The following is a 25,411-nucleotide window of genomic DNA, read 5'->3' as shown; positions in this document are numbered from 1 at the left end:
GGCTCACAAAAATTCCCCTCCCGTCCACGCGTCCGTGGCACACCTCATGTTGCTAAGGTTGAGGTCACCGTTAATCTACTCCCGTCCACGCGTCCGTGGCACATCCCGTCGCGTATCATCCTTGCTCATGACGTCGGGTTCCCATTCACGCATCCATCCTGAGTGCCTCGGTGTCCGTCACCACGACCTGCACCGGCAGGTCGTGGGGCTCAAGGGCGCCCAACAACCCCAGATCATCACTCAGAAGGCCGGAACGGCACAGGCCAATCGTGCTGCCACCAAAGCCTGCGAGAAACGTGTCATAGAAGCCTCCGCCGTAGCCGACCCTGTAGCCCTGCCGGTCAAACGCAAGCCCCGGTACGATGGCCAATACGTCTGACACGGACGCATCTGACGGCCACACACCTGACGACCGCGCGTCTGGCGGCCATGCATCCGGCATGGCTGCCCCGAGGTCGACCAGGGCTCCCGGATCGTCGGGCGGCTCCTCGACACCAAAGGGGCTTCGCACGAGACCATCAAGCGATTCGATGCGCTGCCATGCCAGACGTCTGCCCGGCAGGCAGCGCGGGAGCGCCACGGCCTTACCGTCCGCCCAGGCGCGCCCAATCAGGCCGCGGGTCTCCACCTCCTCGCCCATGGCAAGATAAGTGAGCAGGAGAGATGAGCGCGCGTACTCGGGCAGACGCACTACCCGTTGCACGATGGCCGCATCTGCCGCAGCGCGTCTCTCAGCGGAGGCGGCAGCCCGACGGGACGTCAGACACACTCGCAACGTGGCCTTACGGTCCTTTGCCGACGGCCCCATGTCATGCACGTCGGGCTCCACCGTACCGGGTTCCCTACACTAGGTCCGCAATCTGGGCCGAGAGACGCTCGACCGTGACGGAGAGCTCGTCCCTCTGTGCACGCTTCTTCTCGATGACATCTGCCGCGGCCTTGGCGACAAAGCCCTCGTTGGAGAGGGTGCGCGAGACGGAGGCCAGGTCCTTCTCGGCCTTGGCGAGCTCCTTCTCGAGACGCGCCGCCTCTGCGGAGAGGTCGACGAGACCACCGACCACGACGTAGGCCTCGAAGTCGGGCGCCAACACGCTGACGGAGCCTTCGGGGCGAACGAACTCGTCCGGTGCGCCCACGGTGAGAGCGCTCACGCGCCCGACCTGGCGGATGAAGTCCACCTGGGCGCTGATCTTCTCGGACGCAGCCGCATCCGCCTTGACAGCGACCGCCAGCTCGGCCTTGGGCGAGAGGCGATAGCGCGCTCGCGTGGAGCGCACGGCGGAGATGAGGCCCTTTGCAAGCTCGAAGTCGCCCTCAGCACGGTCGTCCGTAAAGCGTGCGAAGTCTGCGGGCTCGGGCCAGCTGGCGAGCATCAGGAAGCGCGAATCGACCTCTCCTGTGGCCGACATGCGGCCCAAGGCGCTCGCGGGCAGCGCGTCCCAGACCTTCTCGGTCACGAAGGGCATCACGGGATGCAGCAGACGCAGGGAGGTGTCCAGGACGAAGACCAGGTTGCGCTGCGCTTGCAGACGCTCCTCTGGCGTGCCACCCAGCAAGCGGCCCTTGCAGAGCTCGATGTACCAGTCGCAGACCTCGTTCCAGAAGAAGGACTGCATGTCGCGGGCGTAGTCACCAAAGGCATAGCCCTCGAGGGCCTCGGTGGCCTCGTCGACGATGCGCGCGAGGCGGCTGAGCATCCAGGCGTCCTCGGGCGTCTCGGCCTTGGGCTCGCCAGGCGCGTAGCCGTCGAGGTTCATCTGGACGAAGCGGCTGGCGTTCCAGATCTTGGTGACGAAGGAGCGCGCCTGCTCGGTACGGGGGCTGTCGATGAGGGCATGGGTCTTCTTGTCGATGTTGGCGTCGAACTTGACGTCCTGGTTGTTGGTGATGAGGGTCAGGAGGTTGAAGCGCATGGCGTCCGCGCCGTACCTCTCCATGAGGTCCATGGGGTTCACGCCGTTGCCCTTGGACTTGCTCATGCGGCTGCCGTCCTTGGCGAGGATGGTCGCGTAGATGTAGACGTCGCGGAAGGGGATCTCGCCCGTGAAGTAAAGCGAGCTCATGATCATGCGTGCGACCCAGAGCGCGATGATGTCGCGGGCGGTGACCAGGACCTTGGTGGGATGGTGCTGGGCAAGCTCGGTGGCGTCATCCGGCCAGCCCTGCGTGGCGAAGGTCCACAGCTGGCTGGAGAACCAGGTGTCCAGCACGTCCTCGTCCTGGTGCACGTGGTGGCCACCGCAGTTGGGACAGGTGCCCGTATCCTCCATGAGGGCATCCTGCCAGCCGCAGTCCTCGCAGTAGAACACGGGGATGCGGTGTCCCCACCACAGCTGGCGGCTGATGCACCAGTCCTTGAGGCCATCCATCCAGGTGAGGTAGGTGTCCGTCCAACGTGCGGGGTGGAACTTGACCTCGCCCGAGCGCACGACCTCGGTGGCGCGCCCCTTGAGCTTGTCCACGGCAACGAACCACTGCTCGGAGAGCCAGGGCTCGAGCGCCGTGTCACAGCGGTAGCAGTGCATGACCGAATGGTCCAGCTCCTCGACGTGGTCGAGAAGGCCGTGCTCGTCGAACCAGCTGACGATGGCCTCGCGGCACTCGTCGCGGTCCATGCCGCTGAACTCACCGTAGCCCTCCACCACGTGGGCGCGCTCGTCGAAGATGTTGATCTGTGGCAGGCCGTGGGCCTGGCCCATGGCATAGTCGTTGGGGTCGTGCGCAGGCGTGACCTTCACGAAGCCGGTACCGAAGCCCGCGTCCACGTGCCAGTCGGAGAAGATGGGGATCTCGCGGCCCACGATGGGCAGCAGGACCTTCTTGCCCACGAGGGACTGCTTGTCGGGGTCTGACGGCGAGACGGCAATGCCCGTGTCGCCGAGCATGGTCTCGGGGCGGGTGGTGGCCACGGTGACGTACTCGATGCCACCGGTGGGCTCCACGAGCGGGTAGCGCAGGTACCAGAGGTGGCCCTCCTCGCCCCTGTACTCGGCCTCGTCGTCGCTGATGGCCGTCTTGCAGCTGGGGCACCAGTTGACGATGCGCTTGCCGCGGTAGATGAGGCCTTCGTGGTACCAGTCGCAGAACACCTTGCGCACGGCCCGGGCGTACTCGGGGCTCATCGTGAACTTCTCGTCATCGAAGTCGATGGAGCAGCCCATGCGCTTGATCTGGGAGACGATGGTGCCGCCGTACTCGCGACGCCAGTCCCAGCAGGCCTCCAGGAACTTCTCTCGGCCGATCTGGAGGCGGGAGACGCCCTCCTCCTTGAGCTTCTTGTCCACCTTGGTCTGCGTGGCGATGCCCGCATGGTCGGTGCCCAGGATCCAGCGGGTGGAGCGGCCGCGCATGCGGCTGTAGCGCACGTAGGCGTCCTGGATGGTGTCGTCCATGGCGTGACCCATGTGGAGGATGCCGGTGACGTTGGGCGGCGGGATGGTGACGGTGCAGTCGCCGACGCCCTTGGAGCGCTGGTAGCAGCCCGCGCTCATCCACGCTTCGATGAGCTCGGGCTCGGTGGTCTGGGGATCGTAGGTCTTGGGCATCTCTTCCACTGTGGTTCGCTTTCTGTTGGGCCCTGCGGCACGCGTTGGCACTCGTGTCTTGAGCGCGCACGACCGGAGGGACGGGTTGCACAACGCCCGCACGGGTGGTGCAGACGGACGGCTCGCCTGGTGTGCGAGCAGATAACTCATTAGCTTAGCACGGGAAGGGGCCGCCCGAACGGTGAATGAACACCGACCAACTAGGGGTACGGCATGTCTCTAGGTTGCTGACAGGAGCCTTGTGCGCACATGCGCGATGCAGGCCTCGACGGCCTTCATCCGATCTTCTTTCGGGCACATGCCCGAGAAGCCGGTCGATTTCCCACGGGCTGACGCCGATTCCCAAGCCCAAGCAGGTCCCCGAAATCGCTCGGATTGGCACGTCCTGCCCTGCCGTACAATGCCGATACCGCATTCGCACCACATCAGCTTGCACCGCGTCACATGGAGGAGCACCACATGGACTACAAGGCCGAGGGCGCATGCGACGGCATATGGAGCGACGGCACGCAAAACCACGCTCAGGGGGACACCGAAGAGACCGCCCTCGACCGCCTGCGCCTGGTGATGGGCACAGAGGCGCTGGCACGCGTGCAGGCGGCCCGCGTCATGGTGCTGGGCCTGGGCGGCGTCGGCTCAAGCTGCGCCGAGGCCCTCGCGCGCGGTGGCGTGGGGGAGCTCGTCCTCGTGGACCGCGACGTGGTAGCCCCAAGCAACATCAACCGGCAGGCCGTTGCCTACAACTCCACGATCGGCCAGCCGAAGACCGAGGTCATGGCCCGCATCGTAAGCGACATCAACCCCTCCTGCCACCTCACCCTCCACCAACGGTTCCTCTCGAAGGAGAACCTGGCCGAGACCCTCTCGGCCCTCCCCCGCCCGGACTACGTGGTGGATGCCATCGACACCGTGAGCCAGAAGCTCATCATTGCGCAGTGGTGTCAGGACGAGGGGATCCGCGAGGTAGCCAGCATGGGAGGAGCCAACAAGCTCGACCCCACCCGCCTGCGCTTCTCGCGTATCGAGAAAACCACCAACGACCCGCTGGCGCGCATCATCCGCAAGGAGTGTCGCAAGCGTGGCATCCATGGGTTGGAGGTCCTCTGCTCCGACGAGTCGCCGTGCGAGCCCGAGGGCAAGGCAGCCGCCTTGGGCGACGGCGGCTTCGTGCGGGAGGGTGCCTCCATCCTGGGCACCATGAGCTACATGCCACCTATCATGGGCCAGATGATCGCCGGGCGCGTCATCTGCGGGCTCGCGGGACTCGAGGCCAGAAGATGAGGCTCTTTGACGCCCACGTCCACCTGGACTTCATGCCAAACGCCGTCGAAGTGGCGGATCAGGCCAAGCGGGACGGACTGGCGCTCTTCGCGACGACCGTCACGCCCAAGGGGTACGAGGCTGCCCTCCCCCGTCTGGGCCACCTTCCCAACGTGCATCTGGCCTTGGGCCTGCATCCCTGGTGGGTCGCGGACGGGCGATGTGAAGAAGAGGACATTCGACGCTTTGAGGAGCTTGCCGCGCACACGCGCTGGCTGGGCGAGGTTGGCCTCGACTTCTCGGACGCACACACGCCATCCGACTCCCACGCATGTCAAGTGGAGGCCTTCAGGCGTGTGTGCGCAGCCGCAGTGGCACACGCGACCCCAACCACCCCCACGGTCATCTCGATCCACGCCGTGCACGCGGCGGGCGCCTGCCTCGACATCCTCGCCGAGACCGGCTGCCTCGAGCGTTGCCGCTGCGTGTTCCACTGGTTCAGCGGCAGCTCGGACGAGCTGCACCGCGCCGTCAAGTCCGGCTGCTGGTTCAGCGTCAACCAGATGATGCTCGCCACCAGGCGCGGTCGCGAGTATGCCCGTCAGCTGCCCCTCGACCGTCTGCTCACCGAGACGGACCTGCCGCCACATGTGGGCCGGCCCTTCAAGGCCCAGATGATTGAGGCCGCGCTTGGGAGGAGCATCGCCATGGTCGCACAGTCACGCCACATGGAGTCCGACGCACTGACAGAGCGCATCGCACTCAACGCACGGGGCCTGCTGTCCGCGTGACAGGTCACCGGGGGAGGCCCGGCAGCCATCCGAGCCGCCCGCTTACTTGGGACCAGACCCCCTATGGCGATCCATGAGCTCCCTTATCTGAGGGCCTGCGACCTGAATCATGATGACGACGATGGGGCCGACGACCGCTCTGTGGGTCTAGCTTGCGCGGTGCTTGCCGCTGTCCTGACGGACGACCATGGGTCTCACGGTCCCGCCCACCGACTCCTTGGTCACGACAACCCTCGTGATGTCGAGGTCGCTCGGAAGGTCGAACATGGTCTCCTCGAGGGTCGACTCGCAGATGGCCCTGAGGCCGCGGGCGCCCGTGCCACGGGCAATTGCCTGTGCGGCCACCTCACGCAGGGCGTCGTCGTCGAAGTCGAGCTCGACGCCTTCGATCTCGAACATGCGACGGTACTGCTTGACGATGGCGTTCTTGGGCTTGGTCAGGATCTCGACCAGATCGTCCTCTGTCAGCTCCTTGGTGGAGGTGATGACGGGGATGCGACCGATGAACTCGGGAATCATGCCGAACTTGTGCAGGTCCTGGGGCATGACCTGGCCCATGAGCTCGTCCTGGTTCTCCTCGACCCGCTTGGCAAGCTCGGCGTTGAAGCCGATGCCCTTCTTGCCGATGCGGTCCGCGACGATCTTGTCCAGGCCCACGAAGGCGCCGCCGCAGATGAAGAGGATGTTCTTGGTGTCGATGTGGATGAGCTCCTGTTGGGGGTGCTTGCGCCCTCCCTGCGGTGGGACGCTCGCCTCGGTGCCCTCGAGGATCTTGAGCAGCGCCTGCTGCACGCCCTCGCCCGAGACGTCACGGGTGATGGAGAGGTTCTCGGCCTTGCGCGCGATCTTGTCGATCTCGTCGATGTAGACGATGCCCACCTGGGCTCGCTCGACGTCGCCGTCGGCCGCGGTGATGAGCTTGAGCAGGATGTTCTCCACGTCCTCGCCCACATAGCCCGCCTCGGTGAGGGTCGTGGCGTCCGCGATGGCGAACGGCACCTCCAGGAAGCGCGCGAGCGTCTGGGCCAGCAGCGTCTTGCCGGTGCCGGTGGGACCCAGCAGCAGGATGTTGCTCTTCGCGAGCTCGACGCGCTCGCCGTCGGCATTGGTGCCGTCGTCCCCCGAGATGATGCGGCGGTAGTGGTTGTAGACGGCGACGCTCATGGCGCGCTTGGCGTCCTCCTGGCCCATGACGTACTGCGAGAGTTCGTCGTAGATCTCGTGCGGGGTCGGGAGGTACGCGATGGGCGCTGAGGGTGCCTCTCCCTTCTCGTCGGCGTACTGCGCCGCATCGTCCTCGGAGATGATGTCTGCGCACTCGTTGACGCACTCGTCGCAGATGAAGACCCCATTGGGCCCTTGGATGAGCTTACGCACCTGGCTGCGGCTCTTGCCGCAGAACGAGCAGTGCGGCTCTGGGGTGTTCATGTCGTTTGTCGGCATCTAGCTTCTCCTTGCGGGGCGCACGCGCGTCCTCGTACTAGTCAACCTGCTCGGTACGGGAGGAGATGACCTTGTCGACCAGGCCGTAAGCAGCGGCCTCGCTTGCGCGCAGGTAGTTGTCGCGCTCGGTGTCGGCGTTGATCTTCTCCACGGACTGCCCAGTATACTGCGCCAGCAGCTCGTTCATGTGGTTGCGGATCCACTTGGTCTCGTCGGCGACGATCTGGATGTCCGTCTGCTGGCCCTGGGCGCCAGAGCTGGGCTGATGGATCATGATCATGGAGTTTGGCAGTGCAAGGCGCTTGCCTGGCGTCCCTGCGGCGAGAAGGACGGACGCCATCGAGGCGGCCATGCCCACGCAGATGGTCGAGACGTCGGGCTTGATGAAGTTCATCGTGTCGAGGATGCCCAGGCCCGCGTAGACCTCCCCACCAGGTGAGTCGATGTAGAGGGAGATGTCCTTGTCGGGGTCCTGGCTCTCGAGATGGAGCAGCTGCGCGATCACGAGGTTCGCCGAGTCGCGGGTGATCTCCTCGCCGAGAAAGACGATGCGGTCGTTCAGGAGTCGCGAGTAGATGTCGTAGCTGCGCTCGCCACGCGGCGTCTGCTCGATGACGTACGGGATGAGCGGGGTTGCCATGGGGTTGTGCATGGGTGGGTCTCCTCTGCTGTCGAAAATGCGCTCCGGGGTAAGGTACCCCTCGGAGCGCATCCGTAGTCCTATGGGCGCGGGGGCGCGAGGTGACGCCTACTCGGCGTCCTTCTGGGCACGCTTCTCGGCGACCTCGTCGACCTCGGTGACCGTGGCGTTCTCGACGAGCCAGTTGACGGCCTTGGTGCGACGGATGGACTCGCGGACCGCAGGCATCTGGCCAGACTGGGTGAACTCGGCGATGGACTTGTCCACATCATCGACCCCGGCACGCTCGAACTCGGCCCTCACGTCCTCCTCGGTGGCCTCGAGGGCGAGCTTGGTGGCCAGCGCATCAAGGGCCAGCGACTGGCGCGCTCGCTCGCCTGCCTGCTCGCGCAGGTCGGCAAGGAAGTCCTCGGACTTGATCTGGCGGGCGGCAAGGTACATGTCGAGCGACATGCCCTGACGCTGAAGCTGGCCGAGGAACTCCTGGGCCAGCTCAGAGAAGACCTGGTTCTGGTAGGCCTCGGGGACCTTCTCCAGGGTGAGGTGCCTGCCGATCTCCTCGACGAGGCGGTCCTCCTTGAGCGAAGGCAGGCTCCGCTTCTTGTCCTCCTCGATCTCCTCCCTCACGGCGTCGCGCAGCGCCTCGACGGAGTCGAAGCCGGTGCCCTTTGCAAACTCCTCGTCGATTGCGGGGAGGACGGACCTCTTGATGCCCCTGAGGGTGACCGAGACGGCAAAGTCGTGGTCGCTCTCGCCGTCGACGGCCTTGGTCCAGGAGATCTCCTTGGTCTCGTCCCTCTTCATGCCGATGACACCCGCGACGAAGTCGCTGGGCAGGTAGGAGCCGTTGAGGGCGAGCTGACGGCCCTCGCCGGCAAGCTCGGGGACGCCCTGCTTGTTCTCGATGTCGCAGACGATGACGTCATCGGCGGCGACGGGACGGTCCTCGTCCTCGTCCTCGTAGGTGGCACGGTAGCTCTGGAGCTGCTCGAGCTGCTGGTCGACCTCGGCCTCGGTGGCCTCGGCAGGCGGCATGTTGATCGCAGGGGCGTCGTAGGAGTCGAGCTCGCACGCGGGTGGGACAAGGACGGTGGCCGTGGTGGTGAAGTCCTCGTGCTCGACGACCGCCACGGGATGCTCGCCGTAGTCGGGGCGGTCGACGGGGACGATGTCGAGCTGCTCGAGCATCATGGGCTGGGCGTCATTCATGACGTCCTCGGTGGCCTGGGCCAGGACGTTGGCGCGGCCGACCAGGCTGTCGATGACCGGACGCGGGGCACGGCCCTTGCGGAAGCCCTGGAAGTTGTACTTCCTGGCGATGTCCTTGTAGGCGGCGGCAATGGCCTTGTCGACGTCTGCGGCGCAGACGGTGATGGTGGCGACGACCTTGTCGTTGTCGGGCCTTTCGGCGGTGACGGTGATGTCCAACGTTCCTCCAGTGTTCTCGTGCTCGGCACGCTCGTGCGCCTGCCTCGCGCAGTACCTAAGCCTCGGGTGATGGTGCGGGCGAAAGGACTCGAACCTTCACGGAATTTCTCCCACTGGAACCTAAATCCAGCGCGTCTACCAGTTCCGCCACGCCCGCGTTATCACACAGCCTTTGCATGATAGCAAAGCCGCACAGCATTTCCCCACCGTGCTCAATCTTTCCACGCGGAGGGGCCCAGGGGCGTCCATGCTATGCCAGGTCCTGCAGGGCGAAGACCTCCCCCTCCCGCCGTCGTGAGGCCGTAAGCGCCTGCACCAGGGCTATCGTCGCCGAGAGTGCCGTCACGCAGGTGATGCCGCGCCTGACGGCCTCCCCCCTCAGGCGCGCCCCGTCACCGCGCGACGCACGCCCGTGCGGCGTGTTGATGATGAAGCTCACCTTTCCCTCCTCCATCAGATCGACCGCATTGGGATGCCCGTCGGCTATCCGGGAGACCACCTCGCAGGCGATTCCAGCCGCCCGCAGGGTCTTGGCCGTACCCGGCGTTGCCACGATGTCATAGCCCAGGCCCTCGAGCGCCAATGCCACGGGCGCGATGGCGCGCTTGTCCCGGTCGCAGACGCTTACGAAGACCGTGCCGTCCTCGGGCATGGCGTAGTCGATGGCCTGGCGCGTCTTCGCATAGGCCTCCGGGAAGGTCCGCGCGATGCCCATGACCTCGCCGGTCGACTTCATCTCGGGGCCCAAGACCGAGTCCGCGCCCGGGAAGCGGCTCCATGGCATGACCGCCTCCTTGACGGCGAAGTAGCCTGCGCCGCATCCCTCGCTGGGCAGGATTCCCTCAAGGCGCAGGGACTCGATCGTCTCCCCCGCCATGATGCGCGCCGCGCACTGGGCCAGAGGGACGGTCGTGGCCTTGGACGAGAAGGGCACCGTGCGGCTTGCGCGAGGATTGAGCTCGATGACGAAGACCTGCTCGTCTCGGATGGCGAACTGCACGTTGAGGGGGCCATGGATGCCGCAGGCGAGGGCGAGGCGGCGCGTCGTGTCACGGACGCGCCCCACGATGGCGTCCGAGAGCGAGAACGGAGGCCAGCAGCAGGCCGAGTCACCGGAATGGATGCCGCACTCCTCGATGTGCTCGAGGACAGACCCCACATAGCACTCTCGACCATCTGCGAGGGCGTCGACGTCGAGCTCGATGGCGTCCTCGAGGAAGGCGTCGAGGTAGACCGGTCGCTCGGGCGTGACATGCGTGGCCGAGGCCATGTAGGCGGCAAGGTCCTCGTCGCCGTAGACGATGCCCATGCCGCGACCCCCCAGCACGTAGCTCGGGCGGATGACCAGCGGGTAGCCGATGCGCCGGGCGACCTCCGCGGCCTCCTGCTGCGTCCGCGCCACGGACGAGGGCGGATAGGATATGCGCAGGCGGTCGAGCAGGGCCGCAAAGCGGTCGCGGTCCTCGGCCAGGTCGATGGCATCGGGGCTCGTGCCCATGATGGGCACGCCTGCCGCCTCCAGGTCGCGGGCCAGCTTGATGGGCGTCTGCCCGCCCAGCGCCACGACGACGCCGGCGGGGCGCTCCACCTCGATGACGTCCATCACGTCCTCGAAGGTGAGCGGCTGGAAGTAGAGCCTGTCCGAGCTGTCGTAGTCTGTGGAGACGGTCTCGGGGTTGCAGTTGACCATGACCGTCTCGAAGCCACGCTCGTGCAGGGCCCGTGCGGCATGGACGCAGCAGTAGTCGAACTCGATGCCCTGGCCTATGCGGTTGGGTCCCGCCGAGAGGATCAGGGCGCGTGGCCTGGAGGCCTCATGCGCCTCGGTGACGCCCCCGCACTCGTAGGTCAGATAGTGGTAGTCGGTACTTGCAGAGAACTCCCCGGCACACGTGTCCACCGTCTTCACGACGGCACGGACGCCCAGCACCTCGCGCAGTGCCCGCACGACCTCCTCCCTCGACCCCGTGAGGTGGGCGATCTGCACGTCCGAGAGGCCCAGCTGCTTCGCGGCGAGCAGACGCTCCGCGTCGAGGCCCGCGAGGCCGTCCTCGGCAAGGGTACGCTGCGCGCGGACGATGTCCGCAATGCGAAAGAGGTACCAGGGGTCGATGCCCGTCACCTCGTGCAGGCGCGCGACCGACCACCCGCGACGGAGTGCCTCGGCGACGTAGAAGATGCGTTCGGGCGTGGGGCGCGCGACCAGCTCGTCGAATCGGTCCTCGTCGAAGCCGTCGTGGGCGTCGGCGCCAAGTCCCGCCCTGCCCTGCTCGAGCGAACGCAGGGCCTTCTGGAGGGCCTCCTCGAAGCAGCGACCTATGGCCATCGCCTCACCTACGCTCTTCATGCGCGTGGTGAGCTCCTCGCTGGCGCCCTTGAACTTCTCGAAGGCGAAGCGCGGCACCTTCACGACGCAGTAGTCGATGGAGGGCTCGAAGCAGGCCGGCGTGGCTCCGGTGATGTCGTTGGCCACCTCGTCGAGGGTGTAGCCCACGGCGAGGAGGGCAGCCACCTTCGCTATCGGGAACCCCGTCGCCTTTGACGCAAGCGCCGAGGAGCGGCTGACGCGGGGATTCATCTCGACGACTATGACGCGACCGTCCTTGGGGTCGACGGCGAACTGCACGTTGGACCCTCCCGTCGCGACGCCGATGCGCTCGAGGATGGCGAGGGAGTAGTCCCTCAGGCGCTGCAGCTCCGCGTCGGTCAGGGTCTGGGCGGGCGCCACCGTGATGGAGTCGCCGGTGTGAACGCCCATGGGGTCGAGGTTCTCGATGGAGCACACGACGATGCCGTTGCCGGCAACGTCGCGCATGACCTCCATCTCGATCTCCTTCCAGCCCTCGATGGACTCCTCTACGAGCACCTCGTGCTCAGGCGAGAGCGCAAGCCCCTGCGAGACGATGCGCTCGAGCTCCCCCTGGTCGCGGGCGATGCCGCCGCCTGCGCCACCCAGCGTGAACGACGGGCGTATGACCACGGGAAATCCCACCTCAGAGACGATGCGACGGGCATCCTGCATGCTGTGGGCGCTACCGGCGCGTGCCACCTCGAGGCCGAGGTCCGCCATCGCCGCCGCAAAGAGCTCGCGGTCCTCGCCCCGCCTGATGGAGTCAAGGTCGCAGCCGATGACCTCGATGCCGAACTCGTCGAGTACGCCCGCCTCGCCCAGGGCGACGGCGCAGTTGAGCGCCGTCTGTCCGCCCATGTTGGGCAGCAGGGCGTCGGGCCGTTCGCGCTCGATGACGCGACGCACCGCGTCGAGGGTGATGGGCTCGACGTAGGTCCTGTCCGCGGTGTCCGGGTCGGTCATGATCGTCGCGGGGTTCGAGTTCACGAGCACGACCGAGAGGCCTGCGGCGCGCAGGGCGCGGCAGGCCTGGGTGCCCGAGTAGTCGAACTCGCAGGCCTGGCCGATGACGATGGGTCCAGAGCCGATGACCAGGATCTTCTCGATGTCCTCGCGCCTCGGCATCAGAAGCGCCTCCCCTCGTGCACGTCGATGGCAAGATAGTCGTCGCGCCCCTCCATGAGGCGTGCGAACGCCCTGAAGAGGTAGGCCGCATCATGCGGGCCGGGACTGGCCTCCGGGTGATACTGGACACTGAAGGCGGGAACGTCCAGAAACTGCATGCCCTCGGGCGTGCCGTCGTTGAGGTTCACGTGCGTGAGGCGCACGCGGCCGAGGCGGGAGGTCAGGACGACGGGCGCCAGCCGTCGCTCGCACCAATGGCGCAGGTCGCGGGGATGGTCCGTCTCCCCGCCCGAAAGCTCGCCGACGAGGGCGCCCAGGCTGGGGAACACGAGCCCGAAGCCATGGTTCTGCGCCGTGACCTCTACCTTGCCGGTCAGGAGGTTCATGACCGGCTCGTTGCCACCGTGATGGCCGAAGGGCAGCTTCTCGATCTGGCCTCCCGCGGCAAGCGACATAAGCTGGTGTCCCAGGCAGATGCCGAAGACGGGCAGCCTGCCCAGGAGCTGGGACACCGTGTGCCTCGTGACCGCCACCCGGGTGGGGTCCCCCGGCCCGTTCGAGACGAACACGCCGTCCGGGCGCTCGGCCAGCACGCGCTCGCAAGACGCGTCCCACGGCATGACGATGACCTCACAGCCCTGGGCAGCCAGGCCATCCGTTATGCCGCGCTTCTCCCCGCAGTCAAGCGCCACGACCCTGAAGCGGAGGGGACCCGCCGCATCCACGACGTAGGGCGTGGGCGTCGAGACGTCCGGCACGAAGTTATGGACCGAGATGGACGGTGACGCCACGACCCGGGAGACGAGCCGCTCTCCGTCAAGGTCCATGGTCGAGACGCACGCGCGCATGGCACCCGCAGAGCGTATTCGCAGCGTCAGCGCGCGCGTGTCGACACCCTCCATGGCGACGACGCCGTGCCCGCACAGGAAGTCGGGCAGGCTCGTCTGGCTGGACCAGTTGCTGGGGGCATGGCACATGTCCCGGACGACCAGCGCACGCAGCCGGGGCGAACCCGACTGCATGCACCCCTCGTTGACGCCATAGTTTCCGACCTGGGGATAGGTCAGCGTGACGATCTGCCCGGCATAGCTGGGGTCACTCACGATCTCCTGATAGCCCGTCATGGAGGTGTTGAAGACGATCTCGCCGAAGGCCTCGCCACGAGCGCCGCACGACCTCCCCTCGAGCACCGTCCCGTCCTCGAGCGCCAGCAGCGCCCGCTGCTGGCGCATGCCGTCAACTAATGGGTTCACGCACGTCCTCCCCTCCCATATGACCCCTCGCGTGAAAAGGCGCCCGCCAGGGACGGACGCCAACACGATGACGATTGTCTTCATTTGGGCGCCTTGCCGGTATCTCCGTACCGTTGTTAAAGGTCTGGATGAATTCTAATCTCTTCAGATTCAATTATGTGAATTACTGGACATGCGTTATCGAATGGACATACTGCACACGGAAGAAGGGCCCCGAGACCGCGTCTCGGGGCCCTTTCGCTCGTGCGGGCATGGATGGGGACGGAAGCTCCCCGGAAGCCGCCTTCCTAGCAGACGCCTTGGGCCATCATGGCATCCGCCACCTTGAGGAAGCCTGCGATGTTGGCGCCGAGAACGAGGTTGCCCTCGTGGCCGTACTCCTTGGCCGCATTGGACGAGGCCTGGTAGATGGAAGCCATGATGCCCTTGAGGCGTTCGTCGACCTCCTCGAAGGTCCAGGAGATGTGACCGGCGTTCTGGCTCATCTCGAGGCCCGAGACGGCGACGCCGCCTGCGTTGGCAGCCTTGCCAGGGCAGAACGCGACTCCGCTCTCGATGAGGTAGGCGGTCGCCTCGGTCGTGGTCGGCATGTTGGCACCCTCGCCCACGACCTTGCAGCCGTTGGCGACGAGCGCCTGGGCGTCCTCGAGCAGGAGGGTGTTCTCGCGGGCGCAGGGCAACGCGATGTCGCAGGGGACCTTCCAGACGTTGCGGCCGTCCTCGGCATGGTACTCGGCGCCAGGGCGATGCTCGCTGTACTTGGCGAGGCTGACGCCCTTGTCGTGACCGGAGCGCTTGGCCGCGTAGATGGCCTCGAGGGCCTCGACGGAGAGTCCCTCGCCATCGTAGACCCAGCCCCTGGTGTCAGAGCAGGCGACGACCTTGGCGCCTAGCTGCTGGGCCTTCTGGATCGCATAGATGGCGACGTTGCCGGAGCCGTGGGCGACGACGGTCTTGCCCTCGAGGGAGTCACCGTGGTCCTCGAGCAGGTTCTGGACGAAGTAGACCAAGCCGTAGCCCGTAGCCTCGGTGCGAGCGAGCGAGCCGCCGAAGCTGAGGCCCTTGCCGGTGAGCACGCCAGACCACTCGTTGCGCAGGCGCTTGTACTGGCCGAACAGGTAACCGATCTCGCGGCCGCCCACACCCAGGTCGCCGGCGGGGACGTCGGTGTTTGGGCCGACGTGGCGCTGGAGCTCAGTCATGAAGGACTGGCAGAAGCGCATGATCTCCATGTTGGACTTGCCCTTGGGGTCGAAGTCCGATCCGCCCTTGCCACCACCCATGGGCAGCGTGGTAAGCGAGTTCTTGAAGATCTGCTCGAAGCCCAGGAACTTCAGCATGCCCAGGCTCACCGTCGGGTTGAAGCGCAGGCCGCCCTTGTAGGGACCGAGGGCGGAGTTGTACTCGACGCGGTAGCCGCGGTTGACCTGCACCTTGCCCTTGTCGTCGACCCAGGGGACGCGGAACATGACGATACGTTCGGGCTCGACAATACGCTCGAGCAGTGCGCCCTCCTCGAACTCTGGGTGGGCGTCGAGCGCCGGCTGCAGGGTCTCGAGCACCTCGTCCGCCGCCTGGATGAACTCGGGTTGGTCGGCGTACCGCTCCCTGAGCTCCGCCATGACCCTCTGGGAATAGTTCATTGCTTCTCCTCTCGAACTGCCAATTCCGGACGTCATCACGCTGCCGGGGACGGCGCCACATCGTGGAGAATATAAAACTTGGCTTGGCGCAAGGTCATCCAAACGACGCCGTGTAACAATCTGTACATCCCCGATGCGAATTCGAGGCCTGCCGTTGCCTTGCCCTTCTGCCTCGCGTATACTTTCCACGCGGCTCCGGGGTGTGGCGCAGCTTGGTAGCGCATCTGCTTTGGGAGCAGAGGGTCGCTGGTTCGAATCCAGTCACCCCGACCACGCGCGGCGGTAGTTCAATTGGTAGAGCAGCAGCCTTCCAAGCTGCCTGTTGCGGGTTCGAGTCCCGTCCGCCGCTCCATAGGACTAAGGGTCAGAGGCTGAGGGCCTCTGACTTTTTATATCGCAAGAGAGCTGGGTCCGCCGAACGGCCATGGGCGCCCCAGCCCCCATGTCATGCGCCCCTGCGGGGGCCGCCTGCCTAGCAAGACCACGCGTTGCGCGTCGCGGGCTGCAGACCCTTGGACTCTCCCTCTACAATGGCCTGCGAAGGCATGCCCGTATCACCCCTCTGCCAGCAGGAGACGACATGGCCCAACTCAGACTGGGAAGAACCCGGGTACTCGCCAATCCTGTCGCACGTAGCGGCAGAGGCGCTGCGGCCGCCGAGCGCGTCCAGCGCTTCTTCGACGCCCACCCCTCCGCCACGACCTCGTTCTCGCTCTCGCTGACGAAGAGGGCCGGGCATGCAGGCGAGCTGGCCTCGACCATGGACGAGGTGGACACCCTCATCGTGCTGGGTGGGGACGGCATCATACACGAGGCGGTCAACGGCCTCATGAGATTGCCTCACCACAGCAGGCCTGACCTCGCCGTCATCCCCATGGGATCGGGAAACGACTTTGCCCGCACGATCCATGCGAGCATCAATGACCCCGAGCGGGCGCTCGACCAGATCATCTCAGGCAGGAGACGTCGCATCGACCTCGAGGCGGTCACGAGCGACACGGGCGCGTCTGCCTACGTGGTGCAGACCCTGTCGTTCGGCCTTGACGCCGCCATTGCCCTGGACACCACCAGGCGTCGCGCGCGCAACACGAGCCAGAGGGGCTCGGCCCTCTTCGCCACTTCGGGGATACGGATCCTGTCCTCGAGCTCAAAGGGGTATCGCTCACGGCTCACCCTCGATAACGACGCCCCCCTTGAGCTGCAGAGCATCGTGATGGCGGTCCAAAACGGACCGAGCTACGGGGGAGGCTTCCGCATCTGCCCCGACGCCTCCCCCGCCGACGGTCTCCTTGACATCTGTTTCAACGTCAGCATTCCGTCCACGCCCCGCCTCCTCGGACTCCTCGCCCTCGCACGCCTGGGATGGCACACGCACTCGCGTGCGGTGAGGCTCGGGAGCGTCGAGCGCGTTCATGTGGAGTTCCCTGACGAGGAGCCACCCTGCCAGGTTGATGGGGAGCCGCTGCGTGGCACCAGCTTCGACATACATGTCGTTCCCCACGCCCTCGACATCATCGTTCCCGCCACCTGCCCCTAACGGGCACAGCACGGGCTAGATGGATAAAAGGCGATTGCGGGCGCCATGTGCCCCAGGGGAGATTGTCCGCCAAGGCTGAGGGGTGCCTGGCCGAGCCAGGCACCCCTCTGGGGACATACGTGAGAAGCCCGTCTGCGGAACCTGCTGCAGGCGCCCCCTCCGGTCAGTCTACTTTGCAGCCGCCTGCAGGGCCGCCTTGACCTCGGCGGCCGTCTTGAGCTTGAGGACCTTCTCGGCCAGGGCGTCCGCTTCCGCCTTGGTCCACTCGGAGATGATGTGGCGGGTGCGCAGGATCGACGGAGCCGAGACGGAGAACTCGTTCAGGCCGAAGGAGAGCAGGACCGGAATCAGCAGCGGATCGGCCGCCGCCTCGCCGCACATGCCGACCATGATCCCCGCCTTGTTGCCCTCGGAGATGATGCGCTTGAGGGAGCGCAGGACGGCCGGCTGGTAGACCTCGTAGAGATAGGATACGCGGTCGTTGCCGCGGTCGGCACACATGGTATAGCCGATGAGGTCGTTGGTGCCGATGGAGAAGAAGTCGCACTCGGTTGCCAGGTCGTCGGCGATGAGCGAGGCGGCAGGGGTCTCGATCATGGTGCCGACCTCGATGTCCTTGTTGTACGAGACGCCACGCTCGTCCAGTGAGGCCTTGCACTCCTCGATGAGCGCCTTGGCCTGGCGCACCTCGTCCAGGCTGGTGACCAGTGGCAGCATGATCTTGATGTCACCGAAGGCGGAGGCACGCAAGAGGGCGGTCAGCTGGACCTTGTACTGCTCCGGGTTGTTGAGGCAGTAGCGCACGGCGCGGAAGCCCATGAACGGGTTCTCCTCGTGCTGCAGGTTGAGGTAGGGGATCTCCTTGTCGCCACCCACGTCGAGCGTGCGGATGATGACCGGCTGGCCCTTCAGGCGCAGCGCGACCTTCTGGTATGCCGCGAACTGCTCGTCCTCGGAGGGGAGCTCGGTGGCGTCCATGAAGAGGAACTCGGAGCGGAACAGGCCAACGCCCTCGGCATCGTGCTCGGCGGCGACGTTGGCGTCCTCGGGGTTGCCGATGTTGGCGACGAGCAGGACCTTCTCGCCGTCACCTGTGACGGTCTCCTTGCCGCGGTAGGCCTCGAGGGCGGCCTTCTCGTCAGCGAAGGTCTTGGCCTTGGCGCGATAGTGGGCAAGGTCCTTGTCGGACGGCTGGACGAGCACCTTGCCGGCGCCGCCGTCCACGATGACCATGTCACCGGTCTTGATGCTCTTGGTCGCGTCCTCTACGGAGAGGACGGCCGGGATCTCGAGGGCGCGTGCGATGATCGCGGAATGGGAGGTGCGCCCGCCCGTCTCCGTGACGATGCCGGCGACGTTCTCCTTGTCGATGTCGGCGGTCATGGACGGCGTGAGCTCCTCGACGACCACGACGGAGTTCTCGGGCAGGGTCGAGAGGTCGACGACCTCCTTGCCGAGCAGGTCTGCCAGAAGGCCGGTCTTGACGTCGGCGACGTCGGTGGCGCGCTCGCGGAAGAGCTCGTCATCCATGTTGCTGAACATGTTGTAGTACATGTCGTAGGCCTCGCTCACGGCCTGCTCCGCGCACATGCCCGAGTCGATGGACCCGTTGACCATGTCCTTGATGCCCTCGTCCTCGGCAAACTCGATGTGGGCGCCCATGATGAGGGCGGCCTCCTCGCCGACGGTCTTCTTCATGCGCTCGATCTGGGCGTTCGTCTGGGCCACGAACTTCTTGAGCGCGGCGGCGTAGCGCGCCTTCTCGGCGACGGGATCGTCGGGGGCCGTCGGCGTGAACGAGAGGTCGGGGGCGACGGCAACCTGCGCGACGCCTATGCCGTAGCCATCAGAAGCGTTAACACCTTGAAACATGTAAGCCTCCTGTCAATGAGTGCTCAGGGCACCTGCAATGCCAAGACCGACCGTAGGTGGGCAGCGCCTGCGGTTCAGGCGGGTGGAAAACCTACCCCTGCTTGAGAATGATCTTGTTGAGCTCGTTGTAGACGCGATCGATGGTCGAACGCCTGGCGATGCCCTTGCTTGCCGCCGTCGCGGTACCACAGGCGGACGCGAAGCGCAGGGCGGTCTCGTAGTCGGCGCCCTCCTGGACCTTGGCCACGAAGCCCGCGACCATGGAGTCGCCGGCTCCCGTGGCGTTGACCAGGCGGATCTTTGCCGTCGGGACCATGTGGATCTCGTCGTTCTCGTCATAGAGCAAGGAGCCGTGCCCGCCACAGGAGACGATGACGTTCTGGGCCCCGCGCTCGTGCAGCTCCTTGGCAAAGGGCAGGCACTCCTCGGGGGTCTCGGGACGCGCATCGAAGATGCGGCCGACCTCGTGGTTGTTGGGCTTGATGAGGAAGGGCCTGGCGTCGAGCGCCTTGAGCAGGAGCGAACCGGGCGCGTCGACGACGAAGCGGATGCCGCGGCCCCTGAGGCGCCTGATGATGATGTCGTACATGTCCTCAGGCAGCGACTTGGGGATGGATCCCGTCAGGACGAGCGTGTCGCCCTCGCCGATGTAGTCGATGCGCTCGAGGAGCTCGTCGACCTTCTTCTCGCTGATGCGGGGGCCCATGCCGTTGACCATGGTCATGACGATGCCGTTGAGCTTCACGTTGATGCGCGTGAAGCCATGGTCCAGGCGAACGAAGTTGGACGAGATGCCGCCCTTCTGGAGCGTCTTGACGAGATAGTCGCCCGTGAAGCCTGCGACAATGCCAAAGGCCACGTTCACCACCTTGAGCTCGTTCAGCAGCGTGGAGACGTTAATGCCGTTGCCGCCGCAGTACAGCTCTTCGCTCGAGGACCTGTTGGTGAAGCCCATGTCGAGCGTGAGCGGATGCATGACGTAATCGATGGCGGGGTTCAACGTGACGGTATATATCAACGCAAGCTCCTTCCCAAGACGCCCTAGGTGACATTATGCCGCATCCTGCATTCAGTTTGATGATAAAACCCACGCAAAAAAATCATTGGAGGGATATTCGGGCCCCCTGTCACGCACCGCCTCCCACATACCCTCCGCGCGTGAGCCTTCGGCGGTGCGTGGAGGCGCGGTGTTCGCTCGCCTTTCAGTTGTATACAATATTATTTTGTAATATATTAATGCCTGCGATCAACCGACGGGAAGGAGGACGCATGGCGGGCTCCATCTACGATTTCACCGTAATGGCGCAGGACGGCAGCGAGGAGCCCCTGGCAGACGTCAACGGTGGCAACGAGTCCCCGCTCTACGCCTGGCTCAAGGGGCAGAGGGGCGGGGTCATGGGTTCCAAGATCAAGTGGAACTTCACCAGGTTCCTGGTCGATTGCGACGGACGCGTGGTTGAGCGCTTCGCCCCCACCAAGACCCCCGAGGACATCGACGCCTCGGTGGCCGCCCCCCTCTAGCGGGCACGTCATGAGACACGAGGAGCTCAGCCTCGAGAGGCAGCTGTGCTTTCCCCTGTACGCCTGCTCACGCGAGGTCACGCGGTCGTACAAGTCGCTACTGGAACGCGCAGGCCTCACCTACACGCAGTACGTCACCATGATGGCCCTCTGGGAGTACGGCGAGATGGGCGTAGGCGAGCTGGGCGAGAAGCTCATGCTCGACTCGGGTACGCTCACCCCCCTGCTCAAGAAGCTCGAAGCCCGTAGGCTCGTGACACGCCGCCGTGATCCCGATGACGAGAGGCGCGTGCTCGTCGCCCCCACGGACGCAGGGCTCAGCCTCGAGGACGAGCTCGCCAGCGTGCCCGGGCAGATGGCCTGCCGCATCAATCTATCTCCCGAGGAGGCCGCCGAGCTCCGTCGGCTGCTTCGCAAGGTCATCGCCGGACTCGAGGGCGGAAGGGGCGACTGACCCCAGCGGGACGCGCGTGGCCACCGGCCCACCGGCGCACGCAGGAGGCCGGCCAGACGCAGTGGCGTCCGGCCGGCCCTCACCTTCTGGTGCTCCCTAGGCGATTCGAACGCCTGACCTGCGGTTTAGAAGACCGATGCTCTATCCATCTGAGCTAAGGGAGCCTCATGCCGCACCATGGTAGCACGACGGGCGGAGCTACTCGATGGACGTAGGACACGATGAGCTCCATGCCGCCCTTGAGGGTAAGCTTGCCGAAGCCGGAGGGGACCACGAAGTGCGAGCCCTTGCGAACGGGATGGCCCGCCGCCTCGCCGGTGCCGTCGATGACGCTGACGCAGAGGAACGGGCAGTCTAGGTCCAGGTCCCTCTCGCCCTGGACCCTGACGCGCAGGACCGTGTAGCGTGAGCACTCCACGAGCGTCGTCACCCCATCCACCTCGGGTGCGACGATTCTTCCCGAGGTGAGGGGCTCCGCGTCGTAGTCGATCACGTCCAGGCTCTGGGCGATATGGAGCTCGCGCTTGGTGCCGTCGGGCTGCAGGCGGTCGTAGTCGTAGACGCGGTAGGTGACGTCGGATGACTGCTGGGTCTCAAGGACCATGGTCCCCGCCTTGATGGCGTGGACGGTACCGGGATCGATCTGGAAGAAGTCACCGGCATGCACGGGCACGACGTTCAGGAGCCTGTCCCACGCACCCTGCCCGACCAGGGAGGAGAACTCCTCCCTGTCATGGGCGCGCTGGCCCACGACAATCGTTGCCCCAGGGTCGGCGTGGAGCACGTACCAGCACTCGCATTTGCCGAGGGAGCCCCCCTCATGCACGGCGGCGTAGGCATCGTCTGGATGGACCTGTATGGAGAGGTCGGAATCCGCATCGAGTATCTTGATGAGCAGGGGGAACTGATCGCCGGGAAGGCCTCCGAACAGCTCGCGGTGATCGCGCCAGAGTCCCGAGAGGGTCGTCCCCTCGAAGGGACCGCCAACGATGGGACAGTCGCCCGCCGCATGGGCCGATATCGCCCAGCACTCCCCTATGGCACCATCTGGCAGCCGATAGCCATACTCGCTCTCGAGGCGCCTGCCGCCCCAGATCTTCTCGTGGAACAGCGGTTCCATGAAGATGAGGCCACGCTTGGCGTCAACCGTGTCATCGCGTGTCTCGCCCATGCCCACACCCCTTTCGACACCGTATGGCGCGACGGAAGGGGGCATCCCACCGCCGCGCAGGAAGTCCTCCCGACCCATTCTAGCCTACGCAAGGCCCCTCTCGAGCACCGTCAGGGCGGAGACGATGGTCTTGGCATCCTGGATGGCGCCGGCGCGTACCGCATCCACGACCTCGCGCACGGGAAGCCACACGACGCCCAACAGCTCGCCCTCGTCAGGAGAGGACTCACCACGCGTGACGCCGTGGGCCAAGAAGATGTGGGTCGTCTCGTTCGTGAACCCGATGGAGCCCGCCGACACCGCGATGGGCTCAAGCTCCCGCGCAACCAGGCCCGTCTCCTCTCGAAGCTCACGGGCCGCACAGAGCGCAGGGGACTCCCCCGCGTCCAGCTTCCCGGCAGGGATCTCGAGTGTCATGCGCCCTACCGCGACGCGATACTGGCGGACGAGGCACATCTGGCCGTCGGCCACCACGCAGGCGCCGGCCCCCCCATGGTGGACGGCAACCTCGCGACGGCCCCGCGTCCCATCAGGAAGTCCGACCGTAAGGACGTCGGCCGAGAAGATCGTGCCCTCCCACGTGCGGCGACGCCCCTCCACCCGTTCGACGAAGCGTGCGTCGGGCCTCAGCAGCGCCTCGATCCTCCTGCTCACATGCAGTCCGGTCATAGTTCCTCCCCACGAGTCCGGGCGCGTGACAGGGCAAGGCTAGCACGATGGGGGCGGACGTGCCCTGCAGGTGCGACGGCTCGCAACGGCCCATGATGACTTGCGCTCTTTTGGCGGGGAGGCGAAGACGGGGTCGGCTGGCACGGCGAAACGCCTAGCATGGGTGGGGTAGAGAAGCGCCGTGCGACGAGCCCGTCGGTTGGCAGGCTGCCATCCGGGACACAGGTTCCCGAGGGATGCACGGCAAAGCCACTCCAAGAAAGAGACCTATGGCAAACCACCAGCGCGGTCCTCGCGGCCGCAAGCACGACATGCCGGCGCAGGCGACCGACGAGACCGAATCGGCCGACGAGACCGAATTCGATGACTTCGCATCCCTTGGCCTGGGCGCCCTCACGCTTGCGGCCGTGAGGGACATGGGCTACGAGGTGCCGACGCCCGTGCAGGCACGCTCCATCCCCCCGGCGCTCCGAGGCAGGGACGTCATCGCCGCCGCCCAGACCGGCACGGGGAAGACAGCCGCGTTCCTCCTCCCCTCACTTGACGGGCTGCCCCACGCCCAGGCCGGGCAAGGGCCGCTCATGCTCGTCGTGACGCCCACGCGAGAGCTTGCCCAGCAGATCGACGAGGTGGCACGGGCCATCTGCGCGCGCACCGGACACACGGCGGCGACTGTCGTGGGCGGTGTGGGCTACGAGCCGCAGCGCAGGGCCCTGCGTCGGGGCTGCGACCTGCTCGTAGCGACGCCCGGTCGCCTGATCGACCTCATGGACCAGGGGGATGCCCACCTCGGGGAGGTCCAGGTGCTGGTGCTCGACGAGGCGGACCGCATGCTTGACATGGGCTTCCTTCCTGCCATGCGCAAGATCGTGGGAAGGACGCCTGAGGGGCGCCAGACGCTGCTCTTCTCGGCAACGCTCGACGGACACGTGACATCCAACACCGAGTCGCTGGTCAAGGACCCCGTACGCGTCGAGATAGCCCACAAGGGCACCGCAGCCGAGACGATCGAGCAGTTCGTCTTGGGAGTCTCGCCCGAGGCGAAGCACGCGGCGCTCACCCATGTGCTCGAGAACGAGGGGGCCGAGCGCGTCATCGTCTTCTGTCGCGGGAAGCACCGCGCGGACGGAATCTGTCGAAGGCTCAGGAGAAAGGGCTTCTCCGCCGCCCCCATTCACGGGAACCGCAGTCAGAACCAGCGCGAGCGCGCCCTCAGGGGCTTTCGCGAGGGATCGGTCGGCGTCCTGGTGGCAACCGACGTGCTGGCACGGGGCATCGACATCCCCGACGTCGCCTACGTCGTCAACTTCGACGTGCCTGGCGACGCCGAGGACTACATCCACCGCATCGGGCGCACCGGACGTGCGGGCGAGAGCGGCTGGGCGCTTACCTTCGTGACGGAGGATGACTACCTCGACCTGCGCGACGTCGAGAAGCTCATGGGACGCGTGGTGCCGACGTATCCCCGAGCGCACGGCATCGACTTGGGAGAGCATCCGCAGCTGATAGACCCCATGCGCGACCCCCGGGAGAAGCTGCCGGGAAAGAGGGCGCGCAGGAGGATGGCCGAGCGGCGCACGGCACGACGCGCTCCTGATGTCGACGGGATGGGGGGCTCCGAAGGCATCGCGCACGGCGGCAAGGATGCCAAGACGAGCCCCATTCGCAGAGCGAGCGGCAGCTATGGCGCACCCAACAAGCCCAGGAAGCCGGCAGGCCGCTCCGGACGACGTCATCCCGGCGATCGAGGCGGCACGAGGCGGCGCTGAGCCAAGCGAGCGCTTGGGTGGGTCGGCACCGTCCTCGCAGGCCGTAAAACCCGGATCTCGCTACCGGAACAGCATCCAAAAACAGCATGCCGACATCGTGCCGGGGCCGCGACGTCGAGGCTCCGGCACTCCCTGGCCGAGCGTCCGTGCACGCGATTTCGAAACGTGTGCATGGTGCCCTTTCTGAACTGGGGTTCCATTACTTGCGTGCACGCGATTTCAAAATGCGTGCACGCGCCACGGCGTAAGATCACCGAGATCACGGTTTTCGTGTCAGAACTGTGCCGGAATTGCTAGAAGTGGCTAGAAGTGAGTGCCAGTGCTCACTTCCGATAATTTCGATAGGTCCAGTACCTGCGGTTATGTCAAGAAACGCAGTTTTACCAGGCGCCACACACCCCTGGGAAGTCGAAAAAGTACTCACTTCTCGGAAGAGTACTCACTTCCAAAGGTGCGCACTTCCGAGCCCGTGGGACACGGGGCCGCGGGGATGGGGCAGCACGATTCCGACGAGAGAATTGGCGACTCTGGGCGAGGTGCCGAGCAGCACCGAGTGACACGTGTCCCCACGCAAAGCCCCCCGCCCGCATTTCCGCAGGCGAGGGCTTATCTTCGTGGTGGGTCGTGAGGGGGTCGAACCCTCGACCTTGGGATTAAGAGTCCCCTGCTCTACCAACTGAGCTAACGACCCGTCAAGGCAAAGCCGCAGGGACGCTGCGGCCAAGAGAATCAGATGGTGGGTCGTGAGGGGGTCGAACCCTCGACCTTGGGATTAAGAGTCCCCTGCTCTACCAACTGAGCTAACGACCCGTCTGACCAGGCGCCACGAAATGGGGTGGGTAGAGGGGCTCGAACCCTCGACCTACGGAGCCACGGTCCGTCGCTCTGCCAACTGAGCTACACCCACCATACGGGCCCCACTGCGTAACGCGCTTGACTA

The 25,411-nt window shown here is 65.7% G+C and carries 18 protein-coding genes and 7 tRNA genes; 8 read left to right on the top strand and 17 right to left on the bottom strand.

Annotated features, from left to right (window positions below; genetic code table 11):
- Positions 1 to 145: 145 nt before the first annotated feature.
- Positions 146 to 808 (bottom strand): 5-formyltetrahydrofolate cyclo-ligase, encoded by a 663-nt coding sequence (locus tag OLSU_RS03940; RefSeq protein WP_236697215.1) that lies wholly within the window; start codon positions 806 to 808, stop codon positions 146 to 148.
- Positions 809 to 842: 34 nt separating this feature from the next.
- Positions 843 to 3,554, bottom strand: coding sequence for a valine--tRNA ligase (locus OLSU_RS03935; RefSeq protein WP_041548886.1), 2,712 nt, complete (start codon positions 3,552 to 3,554; stop codon positions 843 to 845).
- Positions 3,555 to 4,004: 450 nt separating this feature from the next.
- Here OLSU_RS03935 and OLSU_RS03930 point away from each other — a divergent pair, with 450 nt between their 5' ends.
- The gene (locus OLSU_RS03930; protein WP_013251652.1) at positions 4,005 to 4,826 is read left to right on the top strand and encodes a tRNA threonylcarbamoyladenosine dehydratase; all 822 of its coding nucleotides are present in this window, start codon (positions 4,005 to 4,007) and stop codon (positions 4,824 to 4,826) included.
- Positions 4,823 to 5,596, top strand: a complete 774-nt coding sequence (locus OLSU_RS03925) for a TatD family hydrolase (RefSeq protein ID WP_013251651.1) — start codon at positions 4,823 to 4,825, stop codon at positions 5,594 to 5,596. The genes OLSU_RS03930 and OLSU_RS03925 overlap by 4 nt, the downstream gene beginning before the upstream one ends.
- Before the next feature lie 147 nt (positions 5,597 to 5,743).
- Here OLSU_RS03925 and clpX read toward each other — a convergent pair whose 3' ends face one another.
- From clpX to gdhA, 7 genes are all read right to left on the bottom strand, one after another.
- Positions 5,744 to 7,039, bottom strand: a complete 1,296-nt coding sequence (clpX, locus tag OLSU_RS03920) for an ATP-dependent Clp protease ATP-binding subunit ClpX (protein ID WP_013251650.1) — start codon at positions 7,037 to 7,039, stop codon at positions 5,744 to 5,746.
- Positions 7,040 to 7,076: 37 nt separating this feature from the next.
- Positions 7,077 to 7,691, bottom strand: a complete 615-nt coding sequence (locus OLSU_RS03915) for an ATP-dependent Clp protease proteolytic subunit (protein WP_013251649.1) — start codon at positions 7,689 to 7,691, stop codon at positions 7,077 to 7,079.
- 96 nt (positions 7,692 to 7,787) lie between these two features.
- Entirely contained in the window at positions 7,788 to 9,107 is a 1,320-nt protein-coding gene (gene tig / locus OLSU_RS03910) for a trigger factor (RefSeq protein ID WP_013251648.1), read from the bottom strand.
- 70 nt (positions 9,108 to 9,177) lie between these two features.
- Positions 9,178 to 9,264: transfer RNA gene (locus OLSU_RS03905), tRNA-Leu, on the bottom strand.
- A gap of 93 nt (positions 9,265 to 9,357) precedes the next feature.
- Complete coding sequence (gene carB, locus OLSU_RS03900) at positions 9,358 to 12,582, bottom strand: carbamoyl-phosphate synthase large subunit (RefSeq protein WP_013251647.1); 3,225 nt, start codon at positions 12,580 to 12,582, stop codon at positions 9,358 to 9,360.
- The gene (carA, locus tag OLSU_RS03895) at positions 12,582 to 13,835 is read right to left on the bottom strand and encodes a glutamine-hydrolyzing carbamoyl-phosphate synthase small subunit (protein WP_013251646.1); all 1,254 of its coding nucleotides are present in this window, start codon (positions 13,833 to 13,835) and stop codon (positions 12,582 to 12,584) included. The genes carB and carA overlap by 1 nt, the downstream gene beginning before the upstream one ends.
- Positions 13,836 to 14,122: 287 nt before the next feature.
- Positions 14,123 to 15,478 carry an NADP-specific glutamate dehydrogenase gene (gene gdhA, locus OLSU_RS03890; RefSeq protein ID WP_013251645.1) on the bottom strand — a complete coding sequence of 452 codons (1,356 nt, stop codon included), beginning with the start codon at positions 15,476 to 15,478 and terminating at the stop codon, positions 14,123 to 14,125.
- Positions 15,479 to 15,674: 196 nt separating this feature from the next.
- On the opposite strand from gdhA, the gene OLSU_RS03885 reads away from it, so the two are divergent.
- From OLSU_RS03885 to OLSU_RS03875, 3 genes are all read left to right on the top strand, one after another.
- Positions 15,675 to 15,751 (top strand) — tRNA-Pro (locus tag OLSU_RS03885).
- Positions 15,752 to 15,754: 3 nt separating this feature from the next.
- Positions 15,755 to 15,830 (top strand) — tRNA-Gly (locus OLSU_RS03880).
- Between the two features lie 228 nt (positions 15,831 to 16,058).
- Positions 16,059 to 17,015: a diacylglycerol/lipid kinase family protein gene (locus OLSU_RS03875; protein WP_013251644.1), complete on the top strand. Its 957-nt coding sequence runs from the start codon at positions 16,059 to 16,061 to the stop codon at positions 17,013 to 17,015.
- A gap of 168 nt (positions 17,016 to 17,183) precedes the next feature.
- On the opposite strand, the gene ptsP is transcribed toward OLSU_RS03875, so the two are convergent.
- Entirely contained in the window at positions 17,184 to 18,887 is a 1,704-nt protein-coding gene (gene ptsP, locus OLSU_RS03870; RefSeq protein ID WP_013251643.1) for a phosphoenolpyruvate--protein phosphotransferase, read from the bottom strand.
- A 91-nt stretch (positions 18,888 to 18,978) separates the two neighbouring features.
- Complete coding sequence (pfkB, locus tag OLSU_RS03865) at positions 18,979 to 19,905, bottom strand: 1-phosphofructokinase (protein ID WP_013251642.1); 927 nt, start codon at positions 19,903 to 19,905, stop codon at positions 18,979 to 18,981.
- Positions 19,906 to 20,156: 251 nt separating this feature from the next.
- On the opposite strand from pfkB, the gene OLSU_RS03860 reads away from it, so the two are divergent.
- Together OLSU_RS03860 and OLSU_RS03855 are read left to right on the top strand one after the other, a co-directional pair.
- Positions 20,157 to 20,408, top strand: coding sequence for a thioredoxin domain-containing protein (locus tag OLSU_RS03860; protein ID WP_187287200.1), 252 nt, complete (start codon positions 20,157 to 20,159; stop codon positions 20,406 to 20,408).
- A 10-nt stretch (positions 20,409 to 20,418) separates the two neighbouring features.
- Positions 20,419 to 20,862 carry a MarR family winged helix-turn-helix transcriptional regulator gene (locus OLSU_RS03855; RefSeq protein ID WP_013251640.1) on the top strand — a complete coding sequence of 148 codons (444 nt, stop codon included), beginning with the start codon at positions 20,419 to 20,421 and terminating at the stop codon, positions 20,860 to 20,862.
- Between the two features lie 87 nt (positions 20,863 to 20,949).
- On the opposite strand, the gene OLSU_RS03850 is transcribed toward OLSU_RS03855, so the two are convergent.
- The 3 genes from OLSU_RS03850 to OLSU_RS03845 form a co-directional block, all read right to left on the bottom strand.
- Positions 20,950 to 21,026, bottom strand: a tRNA-Arg gene (locus tag OLSU_RS03850).
- Positions 21,017 to 22,033: a type I phosphomannose isomerase catalytic subunit gene (locus OLSU_RS09090; RefSeq protein ID WP_049765211.1), complete on the bottom strand. Its 1,017-nt coding sequence runs from the start codon at positions 22,031 to 22,033 to the stop codon at positions 21,017 to 21,019. Before OLSU_RS09090 ends, OLSU_RS03850 begins: the two co-directional genes overlap by 10 nt.
- An 84-nt stretch (positions 22,034 to 22,117) precedes the next feature.
- Positions 22,118 to 22,702, bottom strand: a complete 585-nt coding sequence (locus OLSU_RS03845; protein ID WP_013251638.1) for an NUDIX hydrolase — start codon at positions 22,700 to 22,702, stop codon at positions 22,118 to 22,120.
- A gap of 269 nt (positions 22,703 to 22,971) precedes the next feature.
- Here OLSU_RS03845 and OLSU_RS03840 point away from each other — a divergent pair, with 269 nt between their 5' ends.
- Complete coding sequence (locus OLSU_RS03840; RefSeq protein WP_236697193.1) at positions 22,972 to 24,471, top strand: DEAD/DEAH box helicase; 1,500 nt, start codon at positions 22,972 to 22,974, stop codon at positions 24,469 to 24,471.
- Between the two features lie 615 nt (positions 24,472 to 25,086).
- Here OLSU_RS03840 and OLSU_RS03835 read toward each other — a convergent pair.
- The 3 genes from OLSU_RS03835 to OLSU_RS03825 all read right to left on the bottom strand — a co-directional run bounded on the left by OLSU_RS03835 (position 25,087) and on the right by OLSU_RS03825 (position 25,378).
- Positions 25,087 to 25,162: transfer RNA gene (locus OLSU_RS03835), tRNA-Lys, on the bottom strand.
- Positions 25,163 to 25,205: 43 nt separating this feature from the next.
- A tRNA-Lys gene (locus OLSU_RS03830) sits at positions 25,206 to 25,281 on the bottom strand.
- A 21-nt stretch (positions 25,282 to 25,302) separates the two neighbouring features.
- Positions 25,303 to 25,378: transfer RNA gene (locus OLSU_RS03825), tRNA-His, on the bottom strand.
- Positions 25,379 to 25,411 lie beyond the last annotated feature (33 nt).

This window comes from Olsenella uli DSM 7084 (assembly GCF_000143845.1).
GTDB lineage: Bacteria > Actinomycetota > Coriobacteriia > Coriobacteriales > Atopobiaceae > Olsenella > Olsenella uli.
This window is presented reverse-complemented; position numbering and strand designations above follow the sequence as displayed.

What these genes read in the sequence shown, in the direction of transcription:
- gdhA (WP_013251645.1), bottom strand. Translation starts at nt 15,478, where the DNA reads ATGAACTATTCCCAGAGGGTCATGGCGGAGCTCAGGGAGCGGTACGCC.
- OLSU_RS03845 (WP_013251638.1), bottom strand. Translation starts at nt 22,702, where the DNA reads ATGACCGGACTGCATGTGAGCAGGAGGATCGAGGCGCTGCTGAGGCCC.
- OLSU_RS03930 (WP_013251652.1), top strand. Translation starts at nt 4,005, where the DNA reads ATGGACTACAAGGCCGAGGGCGCATGCGACGGCATATGGAGCGACGGC.
- OLSU_RS03855 (WP_013251640.1), top strand. Translation starts at nt 20,419, where the DNA reads ATGAGACACGAGGAGCTCAGCCTCGAGAGGCAGCTGTGCTTTCCCCTG.
- OLSU_RS03840 (WP_236697193.1), top strand. Translation starts at nt 22,972, where the DNA reads ATGGCAAACCACCAGCGCGGTCCTCGCGGCCGCAAGCACGACATGCCG.
- clpX (WP_013251650.1), bottom strand. Translation starts at nt 7,039, where the DNA reads ATGCCGACAAACGACATGAACACCCCAGAGCCGCACTGCTCGTTCTGC.
- OLSU_RS09090 (WP_049765211.1), bottom strand. Translation starts at nt 22,033, where the DNA reads ATGGGCGAGACACGCGATGACACGGTTGACGCCAAGCGTGGCCTCATC.
- carB (WP_013251647.1), bottom strand. Translation starts at nt 12,582, where the DNA reads ATGCCGAGGCGCGAGGACATCGAGAAGATCCTGGTCATCGGCTCTGGA.
- OLSU_RS03925 (WP_013251651.1), top strand. Translation starts at nt 4,823, where the DNA reads ATGAGGCTCTTTGACGCCCACGTCCACCTGGACTTCATGCCAAACGCC.
- OLSU_RS03915 (WP_013251649.1), bottom strand. Translation starts at nt 7,691, where the DNA reads ATGCACAACCCCATGGCAACCCCGCTCATCCCGTACGTCATCGAGCAG.
- OLSU_RS03860 (WP_187287200.1), top strand. Translation starts at nt 20,157, where the DNA reads ATGGCGGGCTCCATCTACGATTTCACCGTAATGGCGCAGGACGGCAGC.
- OLSU_RS03875 (WP_013251644.1), top strand. Translation starts at nt 16,059, where the DNA reads ATGGCCCAACTCAGACTGGGAAGAACCCGGGTACTCGCCAATCCTGTC.
- OLSU_RS03940 (WP_236697215.1), bottom strand. Translation starts at nt 808, where the DNA reads ATGGGGCCGTCGGCAAAGGACCGTAAGGCCACGTTGCGAGTGTGTCTG.
- ptsP (WP_013251643.1), bottom strand. Translation starts at nt 18,887, where the DNA reads ATGTTTCAAGGTGTTAACGCTTCTGATGGCTACGGCATAGGCGTCGCG.